Annotated in this window: 17 protein-coding genes; 9 read left to right on the top strand and 8 right to left on the bottom strand. The window is 44.1% G+C overall.

Going from position 1 to position 14,958, the window contains the following annotated elements; genetic code table 11:
- Nucleotides 1-54: 54 nt before the first annotated feature.
- The 3 genes from MTF70_RS18355 to MTF70_RS18345 all read right to left on the bottom strand — a co-directional run bounded on the left by MTF70_RS18355 (nt 55) and on the right by MTF70_RS18345 (nt 3,168).
- The gene (locus tag MTF70_RS18355; RefSeq protein ID WP_054578026.1) at nt 55-909 is read right to left on the bottom strand and encodes a co-chaperone YbbN; all 855 of its coding nucleotides are present in this window, start codon (nt 907-909) and stop codon (nt 55-57) included.
- A gap of 472 nt (nt 910-1,381) precedes the next feature.
- Entirely contained in the window at nt 1,382-2,209 is an 828-nt protein-coding gene (locus MTF70_RS18350; protein WP_104975949.1) for an SDR family oxidoreductase, read from the bottom strand.
- A 44-nt stretch (nt 2,210-2,253) separates the two neighbouring features.
- The gene (locus tag MTF70_RS18345; RefSeq protein WP_005382076.1) at nt 2,254-3,168 is read right to left on the bottom strand and encodes a TIGR01777 family oxidoreductase; all 915 of its coding nucleotides are present in this window, start codon (nt 3,166-3,168) and stop codon (nt 2,254-2,256) included.
- 255 nt (nt 3,169-3,423) lie between these two features.
- Here MTF70_RS18345 and MTF70_RS18340 point away from each other — a divergent pair, with 255 nt between their 5' ends.
- From MTF70_RS18340 to yfcE, 6 genes are all read left to right on the top strand, one after another.
- The gene (locus MTF70_RS18340) at nt 3,424-4,158 is read left to right on the top strand and encodes a DUF1538 domain-containing protein (protein ID WP_054865708.1); all 735 of its coding nucleotides are present in this window, start codon (nt 3,424-3,426) and stop codon (nt 4,156-4,158) included.
- Nucleotides 4,155-4,946, top strand: coding sequence for a DUF1538 domain-containing protein (locus MTF70_RS18335; protein WP_205460854.1), 792 nt, complete (start codon nt 4,155-4,157; stop codon nt 4,944-4,946). Before MTF70_RS18340 ends, MTF70_RS18335 begins: the two co-directional genes overlap by 4 nt.
- Nucleotides 4,936-5,286: a P-II family nitrogen regulator gene (locus MTF70_RS18330; protein ID WP_005382084.1), complete on the top strand. Its 351-nt coding sequence runs from the start codon at nt 4,936-4,938 to the stop codon at nt 5,284-5,286. The genes MTF70_RS18335 and MTF70_RS18330 overlap by 11 nt, the downstream gene beginning before the upstream one ends.
- Nucleotides 5,283-5,690: a CBS domain-containing protein gene (locus MTF70_RS18325; protein WP_005382085.1), complete on the top strand. Its 408-nt coding sequence runs from the start codon at nt 5,283-5,285 to the stop codon at nt 5,688-5,690. Before MTF70_RS18330 ends, MTF70_RS18325 begins: the two co-directional genes overlap by 4 nt.
- A 149-nt stretch (nt 5,691-5,839) precedes the next feature.
- Nucleotides 5,840-6,049 (top strand): hypothetical protein, encoded by a 210-nt coding sequence (locus MTF70_RS18320; protein WP_005382086.1) that lies wholly within the window; start codon nt 5,840-5,842, stop codon nt 6,047-6,049.
- Nucleotides 6,050-6,124: 75 nt separating this feature from the next.
- Nucleotides 6,125-6,670: a phosphodiesterase gene (gene yfcE / locus MTF70_RS18315; RefSeq protein WP_017634822.1), complete on the top strand. Its 546-nt coding sequence runs from the start codon at nt 6,125-6,127 to the stop codon at nt 6,668-6,670.
- Nucleotides 6,671-6,709: 39 nt separating this feature from the next.
- On the opposite strand, the gene MTF70_RS18310 is transcribed toward yfcE, so the two are convergent.
- From MTF70_RS18310 to MTF70_RS18295, 4 genes are read right to left on the bottom strand one after another with little or no spacing between them, the layout of a single operon-like run.
- Nucleotides 6,710-6,988 (bottom strand): SelT/SelW/SelH family protein, encoded by a 279-nt coding sequence (locus tag MTF70_RS18310; protein WP_005382088.1) that lies wholly within the window; start codon nt 6,986-6,988, stop codon nt 6,710-6,712.
- A 21-nt stretch (nt 6,989-7,009) separates the two neighbouring features.
- Complete coding sequence (locus MTF70_RS18305; protein ID WP_017819959.1) at nt 7,010-7,765, bottom strand: sulfite exporter TauE/SafE family protein; 756 nt, start codon at nt 7,763-7,765, stop codon at nt 7,010-7,012.
- A 46-nt stretch (nt 7,766-7,811) separates the two neighbouring features.
- Nucleotides 7,812-8,327, bottom strand: coding sequence for a transmembrane regulator ToxS (toxS, locus tag MTF70_RS18300; RefSeq protein WP_005382091.1), 516 nt, complete (start codon nt 8,325-8,327; stop codon nt 7,812-7,814).
- An 11-nt stretch (nt 8,328-8,338) separates the two neighbouring features.
- On the bottom strand, nt 8,339-9,217 hold the full coding sequence (locus MTF70_RS18295; RefSeq protein ID WP_017819958.1) for a transcriptional regulator: 879 nt from the start codon (nt 9,215-9,217) through the stop codon (nt 8,339-8,341).
- 271 nt (nt 9,218-9,488) lie between these two features.
- On the opposite strand from MTF70_RS18295, the gene htpG reads away from it, so the two are divergent.
- The 3 genes from htpG (at nt 9,489) to hemH (ending at nt 13,488) form a co-directional block, all read left to right on the top strand.
- Nucleotides 9,489-11,393: a molecular chaperone HtpG gene (htpG, locus tag MTF70_RS18290; RefSeq protein ID WP_053303298.1), complete on the top strand. Its 1,905-nt coding sequence runs from the start codon at nt 9,489-9,491 to the stop codon at nt 11,391-11,393.
- Nucleotides 11,394-11,713: 320 nt separating this feature from the next.
- Nucleotides 11,714-12,358 carry an adenylate kinase gene (gene adk, locus MTF70_RS18285; RefSeq protein WP_005382094.1) on the top strand — a complete coding sequence of 215 codons (645 nt, stop codon included), beginning with the start codon at nt 11,714-11,716 and terminating at the stop codon, nt 12,356-12,358.
- A gap of 167 nt (nt 12,359-12,525) precedes the next feature.
- A complete protein-coding gene (hemH, locus tag MTF70_RS18280; protein ID WP_064353706.1) occupies nt 12,526-13,488 on the top strand; it encodes a ferrochelatase in 963 nt (320 codons plus the stop codon).
- A 49-nt stretch (nt 13,489-13,537) separates the two neighbouring features.
- Here the strand turns inward: hemH and MTF70_RS18275 are convergent, their stop codons facing one another.
- The gene (locus tag MTF70_RS18275; RefSeq protein ID WP_005382097.1) at nt 13,538-14,926 is read right to left on the bottom strand and encodes a peptide MFS transporter; all 1,389 of its coding nucleotides are present in this window, start codon (nt 14,924-14,926) and stop codon (nt 13,538-13,540) included.
- Between the last annotated feature and the right edge of the window lie 32 nt (nt 14,927-14,958).

Genomic DNA, 14,958 nt, shown 5'->3' with positions numbered 1-14,958 from the left:
ACAAAGGCCGGAAATCCCGGCCTTTGTTGTCTTATTCCTAGAAGAATGCGGCGCTTAGTACAAAATTGAGTAAAGCTGGCGACGATATTTGCTTGCTAATGCGTTACCTTGACCTAGCGCACTGAGAATATCCATAAAAGTCTTCTTCACTTCACCGTCTTGGGCGCCCAAGTCTTTTTTAAGAATATTCCACAGCAGTTCCAACGCTTCTTCATCCCGACCAACTTGGTTGTATTGTACCGCCAATTCACAAGCGAGTTCGAAGTTTGCCATGTCTGCTGCGTATGCTTGTTCTAGTCGCTGTAACTCAGGGCTATCTGCAGCCTGCAAATGCAGCTCGAGCTTGGCTATTAGGCTCTTGTAGTAGTTATCTTGATACTCGAGAGGGATAGCGTTCAGTAGTTCTTGGGCAATATCAAATTGTTTGGTTTCTAGCAAACAATCAGCCATCGCGAGTTTCACATCACCACGCTCTTGCAGCTCTGGCGGCAAAGTGTGGATGATGCTCAAAGCCTGAGCATGCTCACCTTGCTGAAGAAGTTCACTGACTTGTTTTAATAGTTGTTCATCTGGGCTTGGCAAATGCTTTTGTAGCATGGTAGCAATGGCATCAATTGGCTGGGGGCCTCCCAGACCATCGACGGCTTGACCATTTATAAACAGCGCGATAGTTGGCAATACTTGCACGCCAAATTGAGACGCTAAAGCGGGCTGATCTTCACAATTTAGTAGAGCAAGCGTAAATGCACCGTTGTACTGTTGAGCAAGAGATTGCAACTCAGGGAGTATCTGTGCGCTTTCTGGCTGAGCGTTGGCCCAAAAGTGGATCAAAACGGGCGTGTTCATTGATCCTTCAAGCGTTTCGCGAAAGTTCTGTTCTGTTATCTCAACGATAAATGGGGATTGCATCAGAGTATCCTTGCCTTGTGTCTTGTCGTTGATATTAGATATGGAGTTGATTTAGGTGAAATTCAAGCGACATTCACCATCAATAATGAATCATTCTATTTTGAGAAAACGTGAGGTAATAGAGTGAGGTTATTGCTGCTCAGGTGTTAGATAAAAAGAAAACGCTGCCGAAGCAGCGCAATTCTAATGCTATTTGTTAGTGCGGTATCAAAATAGGATGAACATGGTCAACACTACACCCACACTAAGCCAGTTAAGCTGATTTAATGTCATTGTTGCCTCGCAGTAGTATAAACATTGCTACAAAACGTAATGGGTGGCGATACCAAATCTAAGCAACTCAATCACTTTGGGCGAAAGAATCCCCGCTGAATTGCGTAGAAATTGATTCGTTTAGTTGAGGTTTTTTTAACCTACATGTTCATAATGACATCACATTGTTACGGTGAAATTACATTTCGACAAAACTTTTTTATGCAGCCTGTCGCAAAATTTTATCAAGTACACGGGTTGGTAATAGTCTTTTCAAGACTGCGAATAATTTAGTCGGTGTAGTAATTCGATAACGAATGTTCGGTGAAACGCTAGTTAATGCATGAAGAACTGGTGCGATGCAAGACTCTGCAGGCAAAACAAATCGATTATTAGACTTGTCGTTGTTGAGTCGCTCTCTTTGTCCTTCATAAGCATGACGATGGGGGCTAGATTCAATATCAACCCACTTCTCAAAGGCTCGTAATGCATTGTTTCTAAATTGAGTTTCGATCGGTCCTGGTTCTATCAATGCTACTTTGATATTCGTATCCGCAAGCTCTAGCCTGAGCGTATCTGTCCAGCCTTCTAAGGCAAATTTTGATGCATTATAGGCGCCACGATATTTCATTGCGGCAAAACCAAGAACAGAGCTGTTTTGTATGATGCGTCCTTCGCCTTGCTGGCGCATATGAGGAAGCACTTCTCTGACCAACTGGTGCCAACCAAAAAAGTTGGTCTGAAATTGATCTTGAAGAGCCTCGGTGGGTAAGTCTTCCAGTGCTCCGGGCTGACCATAGGCACCATTATTGAACACTGCGTAAAGCTTACCTTCTGCTAACTCTAGCGCTTGCTTCACGCCCGAAGAAATGCTTTCTGGGCTATTTAGGTCTAGATTGATGCAGGTTAGCCCTTCATTAATTAGGCGCTGGACATCTTGTTCTTTCCTACAAGATGCAATGACATTAAATCCCTTGTTTTGTAGGGCGTGAGCGCACACGTAACCGATGCCGGTTGAACAACCCGTAATAAGAATCGACTTTTTCATAATTTAATTTAAGACTCAGAAACATTGATTAGAGCCATCATTCATCAGCTCCGGTCATGAAGCAAGTGCTTGAGTGCTGGCTCTATTCTGGAGTAGCTAAATTTAAAGCCCAGTTCGGTGAGTTTTTTGGGTTTGGCTCTCATGCTATCAAACAATAAGCAGGAAGATTCTCCCATTAGGAGTTCCATCGCCCATTTAGGCGTGAACAAGATATGCGGACGTTTTAGCGTTTTAGCTAGTGTGCCGCTGAATATACGATTAGTCACAGGATGGGGGGCGCACATATTGAATGCACCGTGGGCATGTGGTGTTTCAAGCAAGTACATGATGGCGCGGACCATATCTAGGATGTGAATCCAAGGCATGTACTGATTACCGTTCCCAAGTGGGCCGCCTACGCCAAGCTTGTAAGGTAATAGCATTTTTGCCAACGCACCACCATTAAGGCCGAGTACCACGCCAGTTCTCAGTAGACAAACCCGTGTTTGTTCCGACTCTGCGCGCTTGGCTATTTGCTCCCACTTTGCACAAACCTCGTGAGGAAAGTCGTCGCTATTAACATGTAAGCACTCATCAAACGGATGGTCTTGTTGATCACCATAGTAGCCAACTGCCGAGCCACTAATAAAAACAGAGGGAGGTTCGGTACTTGCGTGGATCAGCTCAACAATTTGCTCGGTAATTTTCCAACGACTTTTGCAGATTTTTTCTTTTTGCTCGCTGGTCCACCTTTTATCCGCAATAGGCTCACCTGCAAGATTAATGACGGCATCAACGTGATTGAGATCGGCGAACGACTCGAGCGAGTCAAGGTATTCGATATTACCCAGATCAGCATGCTGTAGGCGTTGTTTTGCTCGCTCTGGAGAGCGTGTAAGTAGCATAACCTGGTGAGTTGATAGCAGCTTGAGCAACTCCGAGCCAATAAACCCAGTGCCACCTGTGAGTAATATCTTCATGTTATCTCTTTGAATGTACACGTATTAGAACATTATAGTCGTTTTGTGCTTAGCTTGATCATCTCAACACCATTATTTCTGGGATAGTGACAAGCTGACAGAGAGGCTATTAACTTCACATATTAGAAAATATGTAACTAAATGTTATAGATGGCGCTAGTGCATTCACGGTAGAAGAGTGAAATCTATGCCAGACTAGAAGTTATCGCTCATTGGAATGAGCGTAATCAGTTTGCACAATCAAGGAGGATAGGCATGGAAGCATTTGTTGCGCTTTTTCGAGCGCTCCTCAATAGTGCTCGTGACTTATTACCCATCATCATTGTTATCACTTTTTTTCAATTAGTCGTTTTGCAAGAGCCGCTGCCCAACCTGATCTCCATTCTTTTTGGCTTGTTGCTTGTCGTTTTAGGATTAACCTTTTTTATCTTTGGCCTAGAACTTGGTCTTTTTCCTATCGGAGAGAGTATGGCTCAAGCCTTTGCAAAAAAAGGCAGCGTGTTTTGGTTATTAGTCTTTGCGTTTTGTTTGGGGTTTGGCACCACGATAGCTGAACCTGCATTAACCGCGGTAGCGGAAGAAGCCTCAGAAGTTGCGGCAGAGGGCGGAATGATCGCTAACTCAGAGCAGTCCATGCAGGATTACGGAGAAGGACTTCGAGTAACAGTAGCTCTCTCTGTGGGGATAGCCATCGTTATCGGCGTTTTGCGTATCTTAAAAGGGTGGCCGATTCATTACATGATCATTGGTGGCTATGTAGGCGTTGGAATACTGACGTGGTTTGCACCTGAAGCCATTATTGGCGTCGCTTACGATTCCGGAGGTGTAACCACGTCCACCATAACAGTACCTTTGGTCACTGCACTGGGCGTCGGTCTAGCGTCTTCTATTAAAGGGCGCAACCCTATGGTGGATGGCTTTGGTTTAATCGCTTTTGCCTCGCTGTTACCGATGATGTTTGTGATGGTTTACGGAATGGTCGTAACATGATTTCAATTGATCATTTCCTAGATACTTTATTATCGACCGTTCGAGACGTCGTTCCCATCGCCAGCATTATTTTTGGTTTTCAGTTAGCGGTGTTAAGGCGTCCTGTTAGCAACCTTAAGAAAGTTTTGCTTGGGTTCGTTTATGTGATTTTCGGGCTAGCTCTTTTTTTACTTGGATTAGAAATGGCGTTGTTTCCACTTGGGGAGACGATGGCTGTGCAATTAACGGAGCCGGAGTTTTTACAAGAGTTCAAAGTATCTGTAGGGAAAGCCTTAATGTGGGTCGACTACTATTGGGTTTACACCTTCGCCTTTTTTATAGGCTTTAGTACCACGATTGCAGAGCCTTCTTTAATCGCTGTAGCGATAAAAGCAAACCAAGTCTCTGGAGGCAGTATCAGTATTAACGGCTTGCGCGTAGCCGTTGCGTTTGGGGTGGCAATTGGTATTGCATTAGGGAGTTACCGGATTGTCGTGGGCAATCCCATTCATTATTACATCATCGCGGGTTACATCGTCGTTGTGATTCAAACGTTTTACGCTCCTAAGCTTATTGTTCCACTCGCCTACGATTCTGGAGGCGTAACAACTTCTACCGTCACTGTCCCACTTGTAACTGCATTAGGGTTAGGGCTTGCTTCGACCGTCCCTGGAAGAAACCCAATGATTGATGGCTTTGGCTTGATCGCGTTTGCCAGTCTATTTCCTATGATCTCTGTGATGGGCTATGCGCAAATAACCCAATGGCTGAATAAAAACATCTCGGAGGAAGAAGAAAATGCGCTTTAAATTGATACTTGCGTTTGTTGAAGACAGCAAAACAGACAAGGTGTTGGACGCTGCACGCGATGCTGGTGCGACCGGTGCAACAGTGATTAACAATGCTCGCGGGCAAGGTTTAAATCAAAAGCGAACGTTTTTTGGTTTAACGCTAGAAGTGCAAAAAGATGTGCTGCTGTTTGTGGTCGAGGAACATCTCTCTCGACACATATTAGAAACCATTAATGAGGTTGGTGAATTTGACAGAGAGTCGGGACAGGGGATTGCTATTCAGATCGATATTGAAGATGCAGTCGGTGTCGCGCATCAAGTCGAGACATTGACCAAAGTAGTCGAGGATGAATTATGAGTGATCAAACGATAATTAGAGTTCGAGATGTTATGGCGGCAACGTATGTAATGGTTGATGGACTGATGACCGTATACGAAGGCATAACGCTAGCGAAAAAATACCAAGTCAAAGCGCTGGTGGTGAAAAAGCGAGATGATAATGATGAATATGGCATCGTGTTGATGAATGATATCGCCAAAAAGGTGCTGGCGAATAATCGTTCTCCTCAGCGCACAAATATTTATGAAATCATGACCAAGCCCGCTTTGTGTGTCGAACCAGATATGAACGTAAAATATTGTGCCCGTTTGTTTGAGCGATTTGGCATAAGCAGAGCGCCGGTCATTGAAAGTGGCGAGGTCATTGGGATGGTGAGTTATAACAATATTGTCATCAATGGTATGGTGCGAGAAGAAGTGTAATAGGTTGATATAAATGAAAAATCAACGAATTTTTTCTCAAGTCAGCGACTGTTACAAAGAACTAAAATATTTAATATATGTTAGGTTGCATATGTGTTAATTCACCATTATTCTTTGCGCCCTAAGCCTAATGTCGAGGAATCTGTATCATGCCTTTAGTCTCTTGCCCCGTGTGTGAGAAACAAATCTCAAAACGCGCTCATGCATGTCCAGGATGCGGAGAGCCCGATCCGCTGCACCATCTAGCCAAATCAAAATTTATGTCGATGGTGTTTTGGATACTGGTGTTGGTTGGAACAGCGTATGCAGCATGGTTCTATGTTTTGCCTATGGTCATTGAATCATTGCGCTATCAGTAGTATTCAAACCGTCGTAGGTTGAGCTGCTAAAAAAATGCCGTAGAATGACCTCATACTTTTTGAGGAGACAATGTCGTGAAACTATTTTTTGCCTCAGACCTGCATGGCTCTTTGCCAGCAACTAAAGAAACCATTGAGCTATTTCTGGCCTCTGGTGCGCACCACCTGATTTTGCTAGGAGATACGCTAAACCATGGGCCGCGAAACCCTATTCCGGAAGGCTACAACCCTCCACAGGTAGCAGACTTATTGAACCAATACAGTGATCAAATTATTTCTGTACGTGGCAACTGTGATAGTGAAGTGGACCAAATGCTATTGAAGTTTCCAATGATGATGGATTACTCATGGGTGCTACTTGAATCTGGCAAGAGAATCTTTTTGACTCATGGTCACTTGTACAACTCTGAAAAACGGCCGCCACTGCGCGAAGGTGATATCATCGCCCACGGGCATACACATGTTCCCGTCGCAGAGATGCAAGATGGAGCCATTATATTCAACCCAGGCTCGATGACATTCCCACGTAATGGCTTACCGAGAAGCTTTGGTACTCTAGAAGACAATAAGCTAACGGTAAAAACGCCAGAAGGCGAAGTATTAGCACAAACCATGATTTAACGGTTTTACTAAGTAAAAAAATAGGGAGCGAATTGCTCCCTATTTTGTGTCTGAATGTCCTAAATCGCGTTCTGGGTCGATAATGTCTCTAACGCGCTGTTTTAGCACCTTGGCTTCAGGAAAGCCGCTGTCTTTTTTCCGTTCCCAAATTTGCTGGCCATTACAGAAAATTTCGAAGCGACCACCTGTGTCTGGGTGTAAGCTGATTGTTTCTATTTCTTCACTAAAAGTATGCAGTAATTCTTGCGATAGCCAAGTTGAACGCAACATCCAGTTGCACTGGCGGCAGTAATAAATATCAATGATTGCTTTATCCATGAAACTTTCCTTTTAATCTTTTTAAACCAGCAACTTGATGCCCACCGCAAACGTGAGAATTTCGAATGCAACTTTAATCACTCTGTTACTGTATCGAGTCGCGGCCCATGCGCCTAAACTGCCGCCTAGAAAAGAGCTTAACAATAAAACAGGTAACCAAGCCCAGTGAATAGGCGCCCCTGCCTGTACGACGGCAATGCCTCCAATGCCATTCCAAAACAGGCCGACACAAATCATGGTGTAAGCAACGGCTTGTTTGTAGTCGTAACCAAACCAGCGCACCAAAAATAGTGTCACGAGCAAACCAGAACCTGCGGTAAGAGATCCGTTAATGATGCCGATAAACAGTAAGCCAATTCCACCAATAACCCAACCAATAGGATGACGGTTGCGTATTACTTCAGCTTGGCCTAGCGATGTCTTAAGTCGCGAGTAGATACCCAGCGCTAGGATCATCGTGCCGAGCATCTTTTCCGCGATACCATCAGGGATCTGTACAATTAAGTTAGCCCCTAAAATCACGCCAATACTGCCGGACAAGATAAGGTAGAGCGCGACTTTCCATTTAATAGTGCCTGATCTTAAATGCGTGCTTGCTGCGCCTAAGCCTAAAGCGACCGAAGCCACCTTATGTGTGCCTAGCGCAACGGAGAACGGTAAGCCGAGAAAGATGAGTAAAGGGAATTGAAGCAAGCCTGCTCCGCCACCGGAAAGTGAAGCCAGCGTGTTGGCGATTAGTGAACCGAAAAAGAGAGTAGTGGTATCTAGCCAATCCATAAGCAAAACAAAGGGGGCGTCTTGCCCCCTTATCATCCAATCAAAATTAGTTTTTAAACAGTACCGAAGAACCGTGGTTCAAGCTAGTGAGCAATAGTGTTTTTTCGTTCACGACGTCAATACGACGACTTTGCTCCGCATCTAGCTTAAAAATTTGAGTAATTAAACGTAGCTGTGCTTCGGAAAAGTCTTTTGATTGAGAAGATGAAATATCTTTAAACTCCGAAGGCGAGACCAACAAATAGTTGTCACTTACTTCCCAGCGGCCTTTTTCCGAGATATTTATCGTTGATTCTGCGGTTGAACCTTGAGCGAATAGTTTTATATTTGCTACGCGAATATAGTCACCATTAGGGAGATATTTCACGTTTGATTCAACATTAACTCGGCGTAGTGGGCCGACAGTATCGTCAGGCAAGCTGTCTGTAATGACTGTCACCATGGTCGACTGCCATTCGTTTGCTGTGAGGAGCTGCTCCACTTTTAGGTCACTTCCCCAATACAACCAACTACTGAAAAGAACGGATACGGCCAAAACCGCAGATGCTAATTTAATCTTCATATTGGCCTCCTTTATTTGCAGATGTCTGTTGGATCGTTTTGACCTGCGAAAATACGCAGTGTTACGTTCTCGTAAGAGTGGTTACTGTCATGAATGTAGTTCAGAATCAGCTGGTTATTTTGTCCACCAGTGGCAATCACTTCAACTGGCAACGAGTCTTCTGCATGGTGCTTCACGTAGCGCTCAATGCATTGCTCTATTGAAGGTAACCAGTTGTTGATTTGAGGGTGATTTACAGGTGTCATCACTGGTACATTTTGATACTCACCAATCTGACGGAATTGGGATTCCGCAGGGTTCGTGAATAACAATACGCAAACAGGAAGCAGCAGAGACAAAAAGATAATGACACGCGGTAGCCAGTTAATCGTGTTAGATGCTGGCTTCGGCTGAGTTTTAGTCGGCTCTACTTGAGGCTCAAGATCAGCAGTAGTATCGGTCACTATCTCTGTTGGTGGTGTATCGCTCGCTTCTAACTCCACTGCTGGCGCTTCGTGTTCAGAAGCGGTTTCTTCAACGTCAGTGTTAGAGTCAGTAGAAAATGGGCTCAAGCGTTCCACTGAACAAATGAGTTGGTAGCCACGTTTAGGTACCGTTTTAACAAACTCTGGAGATTTTGTTGAATCCTTCAACATCTTACGCAGAGTAGAAATCGCTTGAGTCAGGCTTGAGTCATCCACCTCAAAACCTTGCTCACGCCAAACAAACTCGTGAAGCTCGTTACGGGTTAAAACTTCGTTTGGTCTCTCTGCCAACATCAGAAGTATACGGCTTTCGTTGCTTCCTAATCGTACAACGTCGTTGCCGTTTTGTTGGTCAGCGAGCGAATTACTATTTGGATCAAAGGTGAACCTTTGAGCAAGTAGAAATTTGGTGCCAATGTTAGTCATTTAGTTCTTCTTAGATGGATGATGTTGTAATTATGGTGATTTATGTCACAAAATTACCGGGGCGCTTGGAGTGCGCACGACATTTTAGATGCTTTTAGACGGGTAGGATAATTAAAATTTTCTAAAAAAACACCGTTTTTAGCAATATTGACCTTGAATTTACATTTGTCAGCCACATGTTAAATGACATCTCGGTAAGGTGATTTCAAGGGGAAAGTCACAAACTTGTCCCTATGAAAAAGCCAATTAGTTTAGATGTTATGGAGCACACATGAGCGAAACCGTATCTCAAAATAAAGAAACTCGTGGTTTTCAATCAGAAGTAAAACAACTACTGCATTTAATGATCCATTCTCTTTATTCAAATAAAGAGATCTTTTTGCGCGAGCTGATCTCTAACGCATCAGATGCATCAGACAAACTGCGCTTTCAGGCGTTATCTAACCCAGATCTATACGAAGGTAATGCAGACCTTTGCGTGAAACTGTCGTTTGATGAAAGCGCAAATACCTTAACCATTTCTGATAACGGTATCGGTATGAGCCGTGATGATGTGATTGAGCACTTAGGAACAATCGCAAAATCTGGAACAGCCGAGTTTTTCTCAAAGCTATCTGAAGAGCAGAGCAAAGACTCTCAGCTTATTGGTCAGTTTGGTGTTGGTTTCTACTCGGCATTTATCGTTGCTGACGCCGTTACCGTGCGCACTCGCGCTGCGGGTCTAGCCGCTGATGAAGCGGTACAATGGCACTCAGCGGGTGAAGGTGAGTACACCATCGAAAACATTACCAAAGAGTCACGTGGTACCGACATCATTCTTCATATGCGTGAAGAGGGTAAAGAGTTTTTGAATGAGTGGCGTCTACGTGACGTTATCAGTAAGTACTCTGATCACATCGGCATTCCTGTTTCAATCCAAACTGTCGTTCGTGATGACGAAGGCAAGGAAACAGATGAGAAAAAGTGGGAGCAAATCAACAAAGCCCAGGCACTGTGGACGCGTAACAAATCTGATATTTCAGAAGAAGAGTATCAAGAGTTCTACAAGCACGTATCACATGACTTTGCCGATCCCTTGGTCTGGAGTCATAACCGTGTAGAAGGTAAAAACGACTACACGAGCTTACTATACATCCCATCGAAAGCACCTTGGGATATGATGAACCGCGACCACAAATCAGGCTTGAAACTGTACGTACAGCGCGTATTCATTATGGACGATGCAGAGCAATTTATGCCGTCATACTTACGCTTCGTACGTGGTTTAATAGACTCAAACGATTTACCGCTAAACGTATCGCGTGAGATCTTACAAGACAATAAAGTGACTCAGTCTCTACGTAATGCTTGTACTAAGCGCGTGCTAACGATGCTTGAACGTATGGCCAAGAATGACGAAGAGAAATACCAATCATTCTGGAAAGAGTTTGGTCTTGTGATGAAAGAGGGCCCTGCGGAGGACTTTGCAAACAAAGAGAAAGTTGCAGGTTTATTGCGCTTTGCCTCAACTGAAGTGGACTCTTCTGAGCAAACTGTGGGCTTGGCGTCTTACGTTGAGCGCATGAAAGAAGGTCAAGATAAGATCTACTACTTGACGGCAGACAGCTATGCAGCTGCGAAAAACAGCCCTCACTTAGAACAGTTCAAAGCGAAAGGCATTGAAGTTATCTTGATGTACGACCGCATTGATGAGTGGCTGATGAACTACTTAACTGAGTTTGATGGTAAACAGTTCCAGTCAATCACTAAAGCTGGGCTTGATCTAAGTCAGTTTGAAGATGAAGCAGAAAAAGAGAAGCAAAAAGAAACCGAAGAAGAGTTTAAGTCGGTTGTAGAGCGCACGAAGTCTTACCTAGGCGATCGTGTGAAAGAAGTTCGTACCACCTTCAAACTCGCATCTACGCCTGCTGTTGTGGTAACGGACGATTACGAAATGGGTACTCAAATGGCGAAGCTTCTTGCGGCAGCTGGTCAAGCTGTGCCGGAAGTGAAATACATCTTTGAGCTAAACCCTGAGCACAAATTGGTTAAGCGTATGGCTGACGAAGCCGATGAAGAAGCGTTTGGTCGCTGGGTTGAAGTTCTGCTTGGTCAGGCAATGCTAGCGGAGCGAGGCTCTATTGAGGATCCAACAGAGTTCTTAGGAGCCGTTAATCAACTTTTGACTAAGGTGTAATAACCTCTGCAAATCAAAAAGCTCGCATTTCGCGAGCTTTTTGTTTGTTGTCGCAAAATTTTGCATCTCAAGTGCTGAGTTAATAATCAATAGGGCGTGAAAGAGGGTACTGTTAACATTCTTTAGTCTTAATACACTCTTTGCTCAGAGAACCTGTGATAGAATCTGCGACTTGAATGTGAGTAATAAGGCGTGTATTTTTGCTCGCCTATATACGTTATACCGAAACTTATCGTTGCAGGTGCTTCTCAGGTTTGATGTCTAAGAGGTCAGCTATTGTGAGCTTCGGTATAAATCTTAAATATTAAAGAGGATAAATCATGCGCATCATTCTTCTAGGTGCTCCAGGTGCAGGTAAAGGCACACAAGCAAACTTCATCATGGAAAAATACGGTATTCCACAAATCTCTACTGGTGATATGCTTCGTGCTGCTATCAAAGCAGGTACAGAGCTTGGTAAACAAGCTAAAGCTGTTATTGACGCTGGTCAGCTAGTTTCTGATGAAATCATCCTTGGTCTTATCAAAGAGCGCATCGCTCAAGAAGACTGTGCAAACGGTTTCCTACTAGATGGTTTCCCACGTACTATCCCTCAAGCTGACGGCCTAAAAGAAATGGGCGTAGACGTAGACTACGTTATCGAATTTGACGTTGCAGACGATGTAATTGTTGAGCGTATGGCTGGTCGTCGTGCTCACCTTCCTTCTGGTCGTACTTACCACGTGGTTTACAACCCGCCTAAAGTGGAAGGTAAAGATGATGTAACTGGTGAAGATCTTGTTGTTCGTGATGACGACAAAGAAGAAACAGTACGTGCTCGTCTAGGTGTTTACCACGAGCAAACTGCGCCGCTAATCAACTACTACGGCAAAGAAGCTGAAGCAGGCAAGACTAAGTACCTTAAGTTTGATGGTACTAAGCAAGTAGCTGAAGTTAGTGCGGATATCGAGAAAGCACTATCTTAATTTGCTGAAGTCAAAAATTTAATATTTTGATATATTGAAAGCGGCCCAAGTGGTCGCTTTTTTTAGTTTACTCGTAAACATATATCTAATTAACTTCAGCTCGGCTATTCGTTACTTCGAGGTTACTTAAATATATGAACCAAGCCGTTTACCATGAATAGGATGTTATGAAAGAGAATAATAAACAGGGTGTACTCCTAGTTAACCTGGGAACTCCTGACGCACCAACCGCTCCTGCCGTAAAGCGCTTTTTAAGTCAGTTTCTTCATGATCACCGAGTGGTAGACATGACTCGATGGCTTTGGTGTCCACTATTGCACGGCGTTATCCTTCCTATCCGAGCTCCTAAAGTTGCCAAACTCTATCAATCAGTATGGATGGAAGAGGGCTCGCCGTTGATGGTGTACTCTAAACGCCAAACGGAAAAGTTGGCACAAAAGCTTGATATACCTGTAGAGCTTGGTATGACGTATGGTAACCCAAGTTTGCAATCAGGCTTTGAAGCCCTATTGGCGCAAGGCGTTGATGAAGTCATTGTTTTACCGTTGTATCCGCAATACTCGGGCACAACAACGGCAGCGGTTTCTGACGGAATCACTAAAGCATTTAAGAACCTGCCTGTGATGCCAGGCTTTAGCTTTATTCGTGATTATTACAATCACCCGAAATATATTGAAGCGTTAGCGCATTCAGTTCGTGAACATTGGCAAAAGAATGGTCAGGGAGATTACCTGCTGTGTTCTTATCATGGTATTCCAAAACGTTATGCTGACAATGGTGATGTTTACCCACAGCATTGTGAAGAGACGACTCGCTTGCTTGGGAAAGCGTTAGGTTTAAGCGAACAACAAATTGGCATGACGTATCAGTCCCGATTTGGGAGAGAAGAGTGGCTTCAACCTTATACCGATAAGACCCTAGAGGCACTTCCTGCAAAGGGTGTGAAAAATATTAATGTTGTGACCCCTGCATTTTCTTCAGATTGTTTAGAGACGTTGGAAGAGATTTCGGAAGAGTGTAAAGAGATTTTCCTTGAAGCAGGTGGTGAAAACTTTACCTACATCCCTTGTTTGAACGATAGTGAACTTCATATCGAGATGATGGTTGAGTTAGTTCAATCTAAACTTTAGATACAAAAAAGGGTCGCAATAGCGACCCTTTCTACGTTTAGTTGAGCGATCAAGCAACTTGTACTTGCTGCTCTTCTACTTGCTCTGCCGTGCTGTGCGTATTTTCAGCGCCATGCATCCAGCGAACGAGTGTATTAGAGAATAGGAGCAAAATTACGCCACTTACGGTTGCGCTGACCGCAATACCACTAAAGATAGCCATAGCGCCTAACTCGCCTACGTGAGAACCCACATAGCCCGCAACATAGTTAGCAATCGCATTACAGCCAAACCATGCACCCATCATAAGTGAAGCTAAGCGAAGCGGTGCTAATTTAGTCACCAATGAAAGACCAATTGGAGATAAACACAGCTCGCCTAATGTGTGGAAGAAGAAAGCGCCGACCAACCATAACATCGATGTTTTTACTGTTGTATCTCCACCTTGTTCTAGCACTGCGCCAACCATACAAAGGAAACCAATCGCTAAGAAAAACAGTGCCATTGCAAATTTCACTGGCGAAGTGGGTTCACGTTTACCCAATTTTACCCAAAGGACAGCCAGAACTGGCGCTAGAGTAATAATGAAAAATGGGTTTAGTGATTGGAACCACGCAGCAGGAACTTCAAAACCACCAATCATGCGATCAGTATATTGTTGAGTGTAGATGTTCATCAGGCCACCTGCTTGTTCAAAGCCTGCCCAGAAGACAATAGTGAATAAGCTCATGACCAGAATTACTTTTAGTCGATTCACTTCTTCTTTGGTGAGTGGCTGCTTCGTGGTGGCGTTTTTGTTATTTAGATCTCGTTTCGCCGCTGGTTCGCGGCCAATATCACCAAGCCATGATTGAGCCAGTACCATTTGCATCACTAGGCTAACCAGCATACCCACACCAGCGGCAACAAAGCCAGCTTTCCAACCGTAAGAGGTTGTCACAGAGCCAGAAACGACGCCGGCAAGTAATGCACCTAAGTTGATACCCATATAAAAGATAGTGAATGCGCCGTCACGACGGTTGTCACCTTCTTGATAAAGGTCGCCAACCATGGTTGAGATATTTGGCTTAAAGAGACCGTTACCAGTGATAAGTAGGCCAAGACCTAAATAGAAACTGTGTAGCGAACCAATACCTAAAGCATCAGCAGGAAGTGCAAGAGTAAACTGGCCGATGGCCATTAACGCGCCACCAAGCAAAATTGAGCGACGTTGACCTAAATAGTTATCTGCTAGGTAACCACCGATAAGAGGCGTGATATACACAAGCCCTGTGTATATGCCGTATAGGTCTAATGCGTCTTTGGTTGACCAGCCAAGGCCGCCATTCATTGTTGTATCAGTAAGGTAAAGCACGAGAATGGCACGCATTGCGTAGTAAGAAAAGCGTTCCCACAGTTCTGTACCGAACAATAAGAACAGGCCACGTGGATGACCAAAATATTGATGTTGGTTTGACATAAGCTCTTCTAATAATAGTTATTACATTTTTT

This window comes from Vibrio sp. 2CM40D (assembly GCF_023161825.1).
GTDB lineage: Bacteria > Pseudomonadota > Gammaproteobacteria > Enterobacterales > Vibrionaceae > Vibrio > Vibrio alginolyticus.
The sequence above is the reverse complement of the archived record's forward strand: the minus strand, read 5'-3'. Positions and strand labels throughout refer to the sequence as shown.

Excerpts from the sequence above, each read along its gene's own strand:
- MTF70_RS18355 (WP_054578026.1), bottom strand. The coding sequence starts at position 909 with ATGCAATCCCCATTTATCGTTGAGATAACAGAACAGAACTTTCGCGAA.
- MTF70_RS18350 (WP_104975949.1), bottom strand. The coding sequence starts at position 2,209 with ATGAAAAAGTCGATTCTTATTACGGGTTGTTCAACCGGCATCGGTTAC.
- MTF70_RS18345 (WP_005382076.1), bottom strand. The coding sequence starts at position 3,168 with ATGAAGATATTACTCACAGGTGGCACTGGGTTTATTGGCTCGGAGTTG.
- MTF70_RS18340 (WP_054865708.1), top strand. The coding sequence starts at position 3,424 with ATGGAAGCATTTGTTGCGCTTTTTCGAGCGCTCCTCAATAGTGCTCGT.
- MTF70_RS18335 (WP_205460854.1), top strand. The coding sequence starts at position 4,155 with ATGATTTCAATTGATCATTTCCTAGATACTTTATTATCGACCGTTCGA.
- MTF70_RS18330 (WP_005382084.1), top strand. The coding sequence starts at position 4,936 with ATGCGCTTTAAATTGATACTTGCGTTTGTTGAAGACAGCAAAACAGAC.
- MTF70_RS18325 (WP_005382085.1), top strand. The coding sequence starts at position 5,283 with ATGAGTGATCAAACGATAATTAGAGTTCGAGATGTTATGGCGGCAACG.
- MTF70_RS18320 (WP_005382086.1), top strand. The coding sequence starts at position 5,840 with ATGCCTTTAGTCTCTTGCCCCGTGTGTGAGAAACAAATCTCAAAACGC.
- MTF70_RS18310 (WP_005382088.1), bottom strand. The coding sequence starts at position 6,988 with ATGGATAAAGCAATCATTGATATTTATTACTGCCGCCAGTGCAACTGG.
- MTF70_RS18305 (WP_017819959.1), bottom strand. The coding sequence starts at position 7,765 with ATGGATTGGCTAGATACCACTACTCTCTTTTTCGGTTCACTAATCGCC.
- toxS (WP_005382091.1), bottom strand. The coding sequence starts at position 8,327 with ATGAAGATTAAATTAGCATCTGCGGTTTTGGCCGTATCCGTTCTTTTC.
- MTF70_RS18295 (WP_017819958.1), bottom strand. The coding sequence starts at position 9,217 with ATGACTAACATTGGCACCAAATTTCTACTTGCTCAAAGGTTCACCTTT.
- htpG (WP_053303298.1), top strand. The coding sequence starts at position 9,489 with ATGAGCGAAACCGTATCTCAAAATAAAGAAACTCGTGGTTTTCAATCA.
- adk (WP_005382094.1), top strand. The coding sequence starts at position 11,714 with ATGCGCATCATTCTTCTAGGTGCTCCAGGTGCAGGTAAAGGCACACAA.
- hemH (WP_064353706.1), top strand. The coding sequence starts at position 12,526 with ATGAAAGAGAATAATAAACAGGGTGTACTCCTAGTTAACCTGGGAACT.
- MTF70_RS18275 (WP_005382097.1), bottom strand. The coding sequence starts at position 14,926 with ATGTCAAACCAACATCAATATTTTGGTCATCCACGTGGCCTGTTCTTA.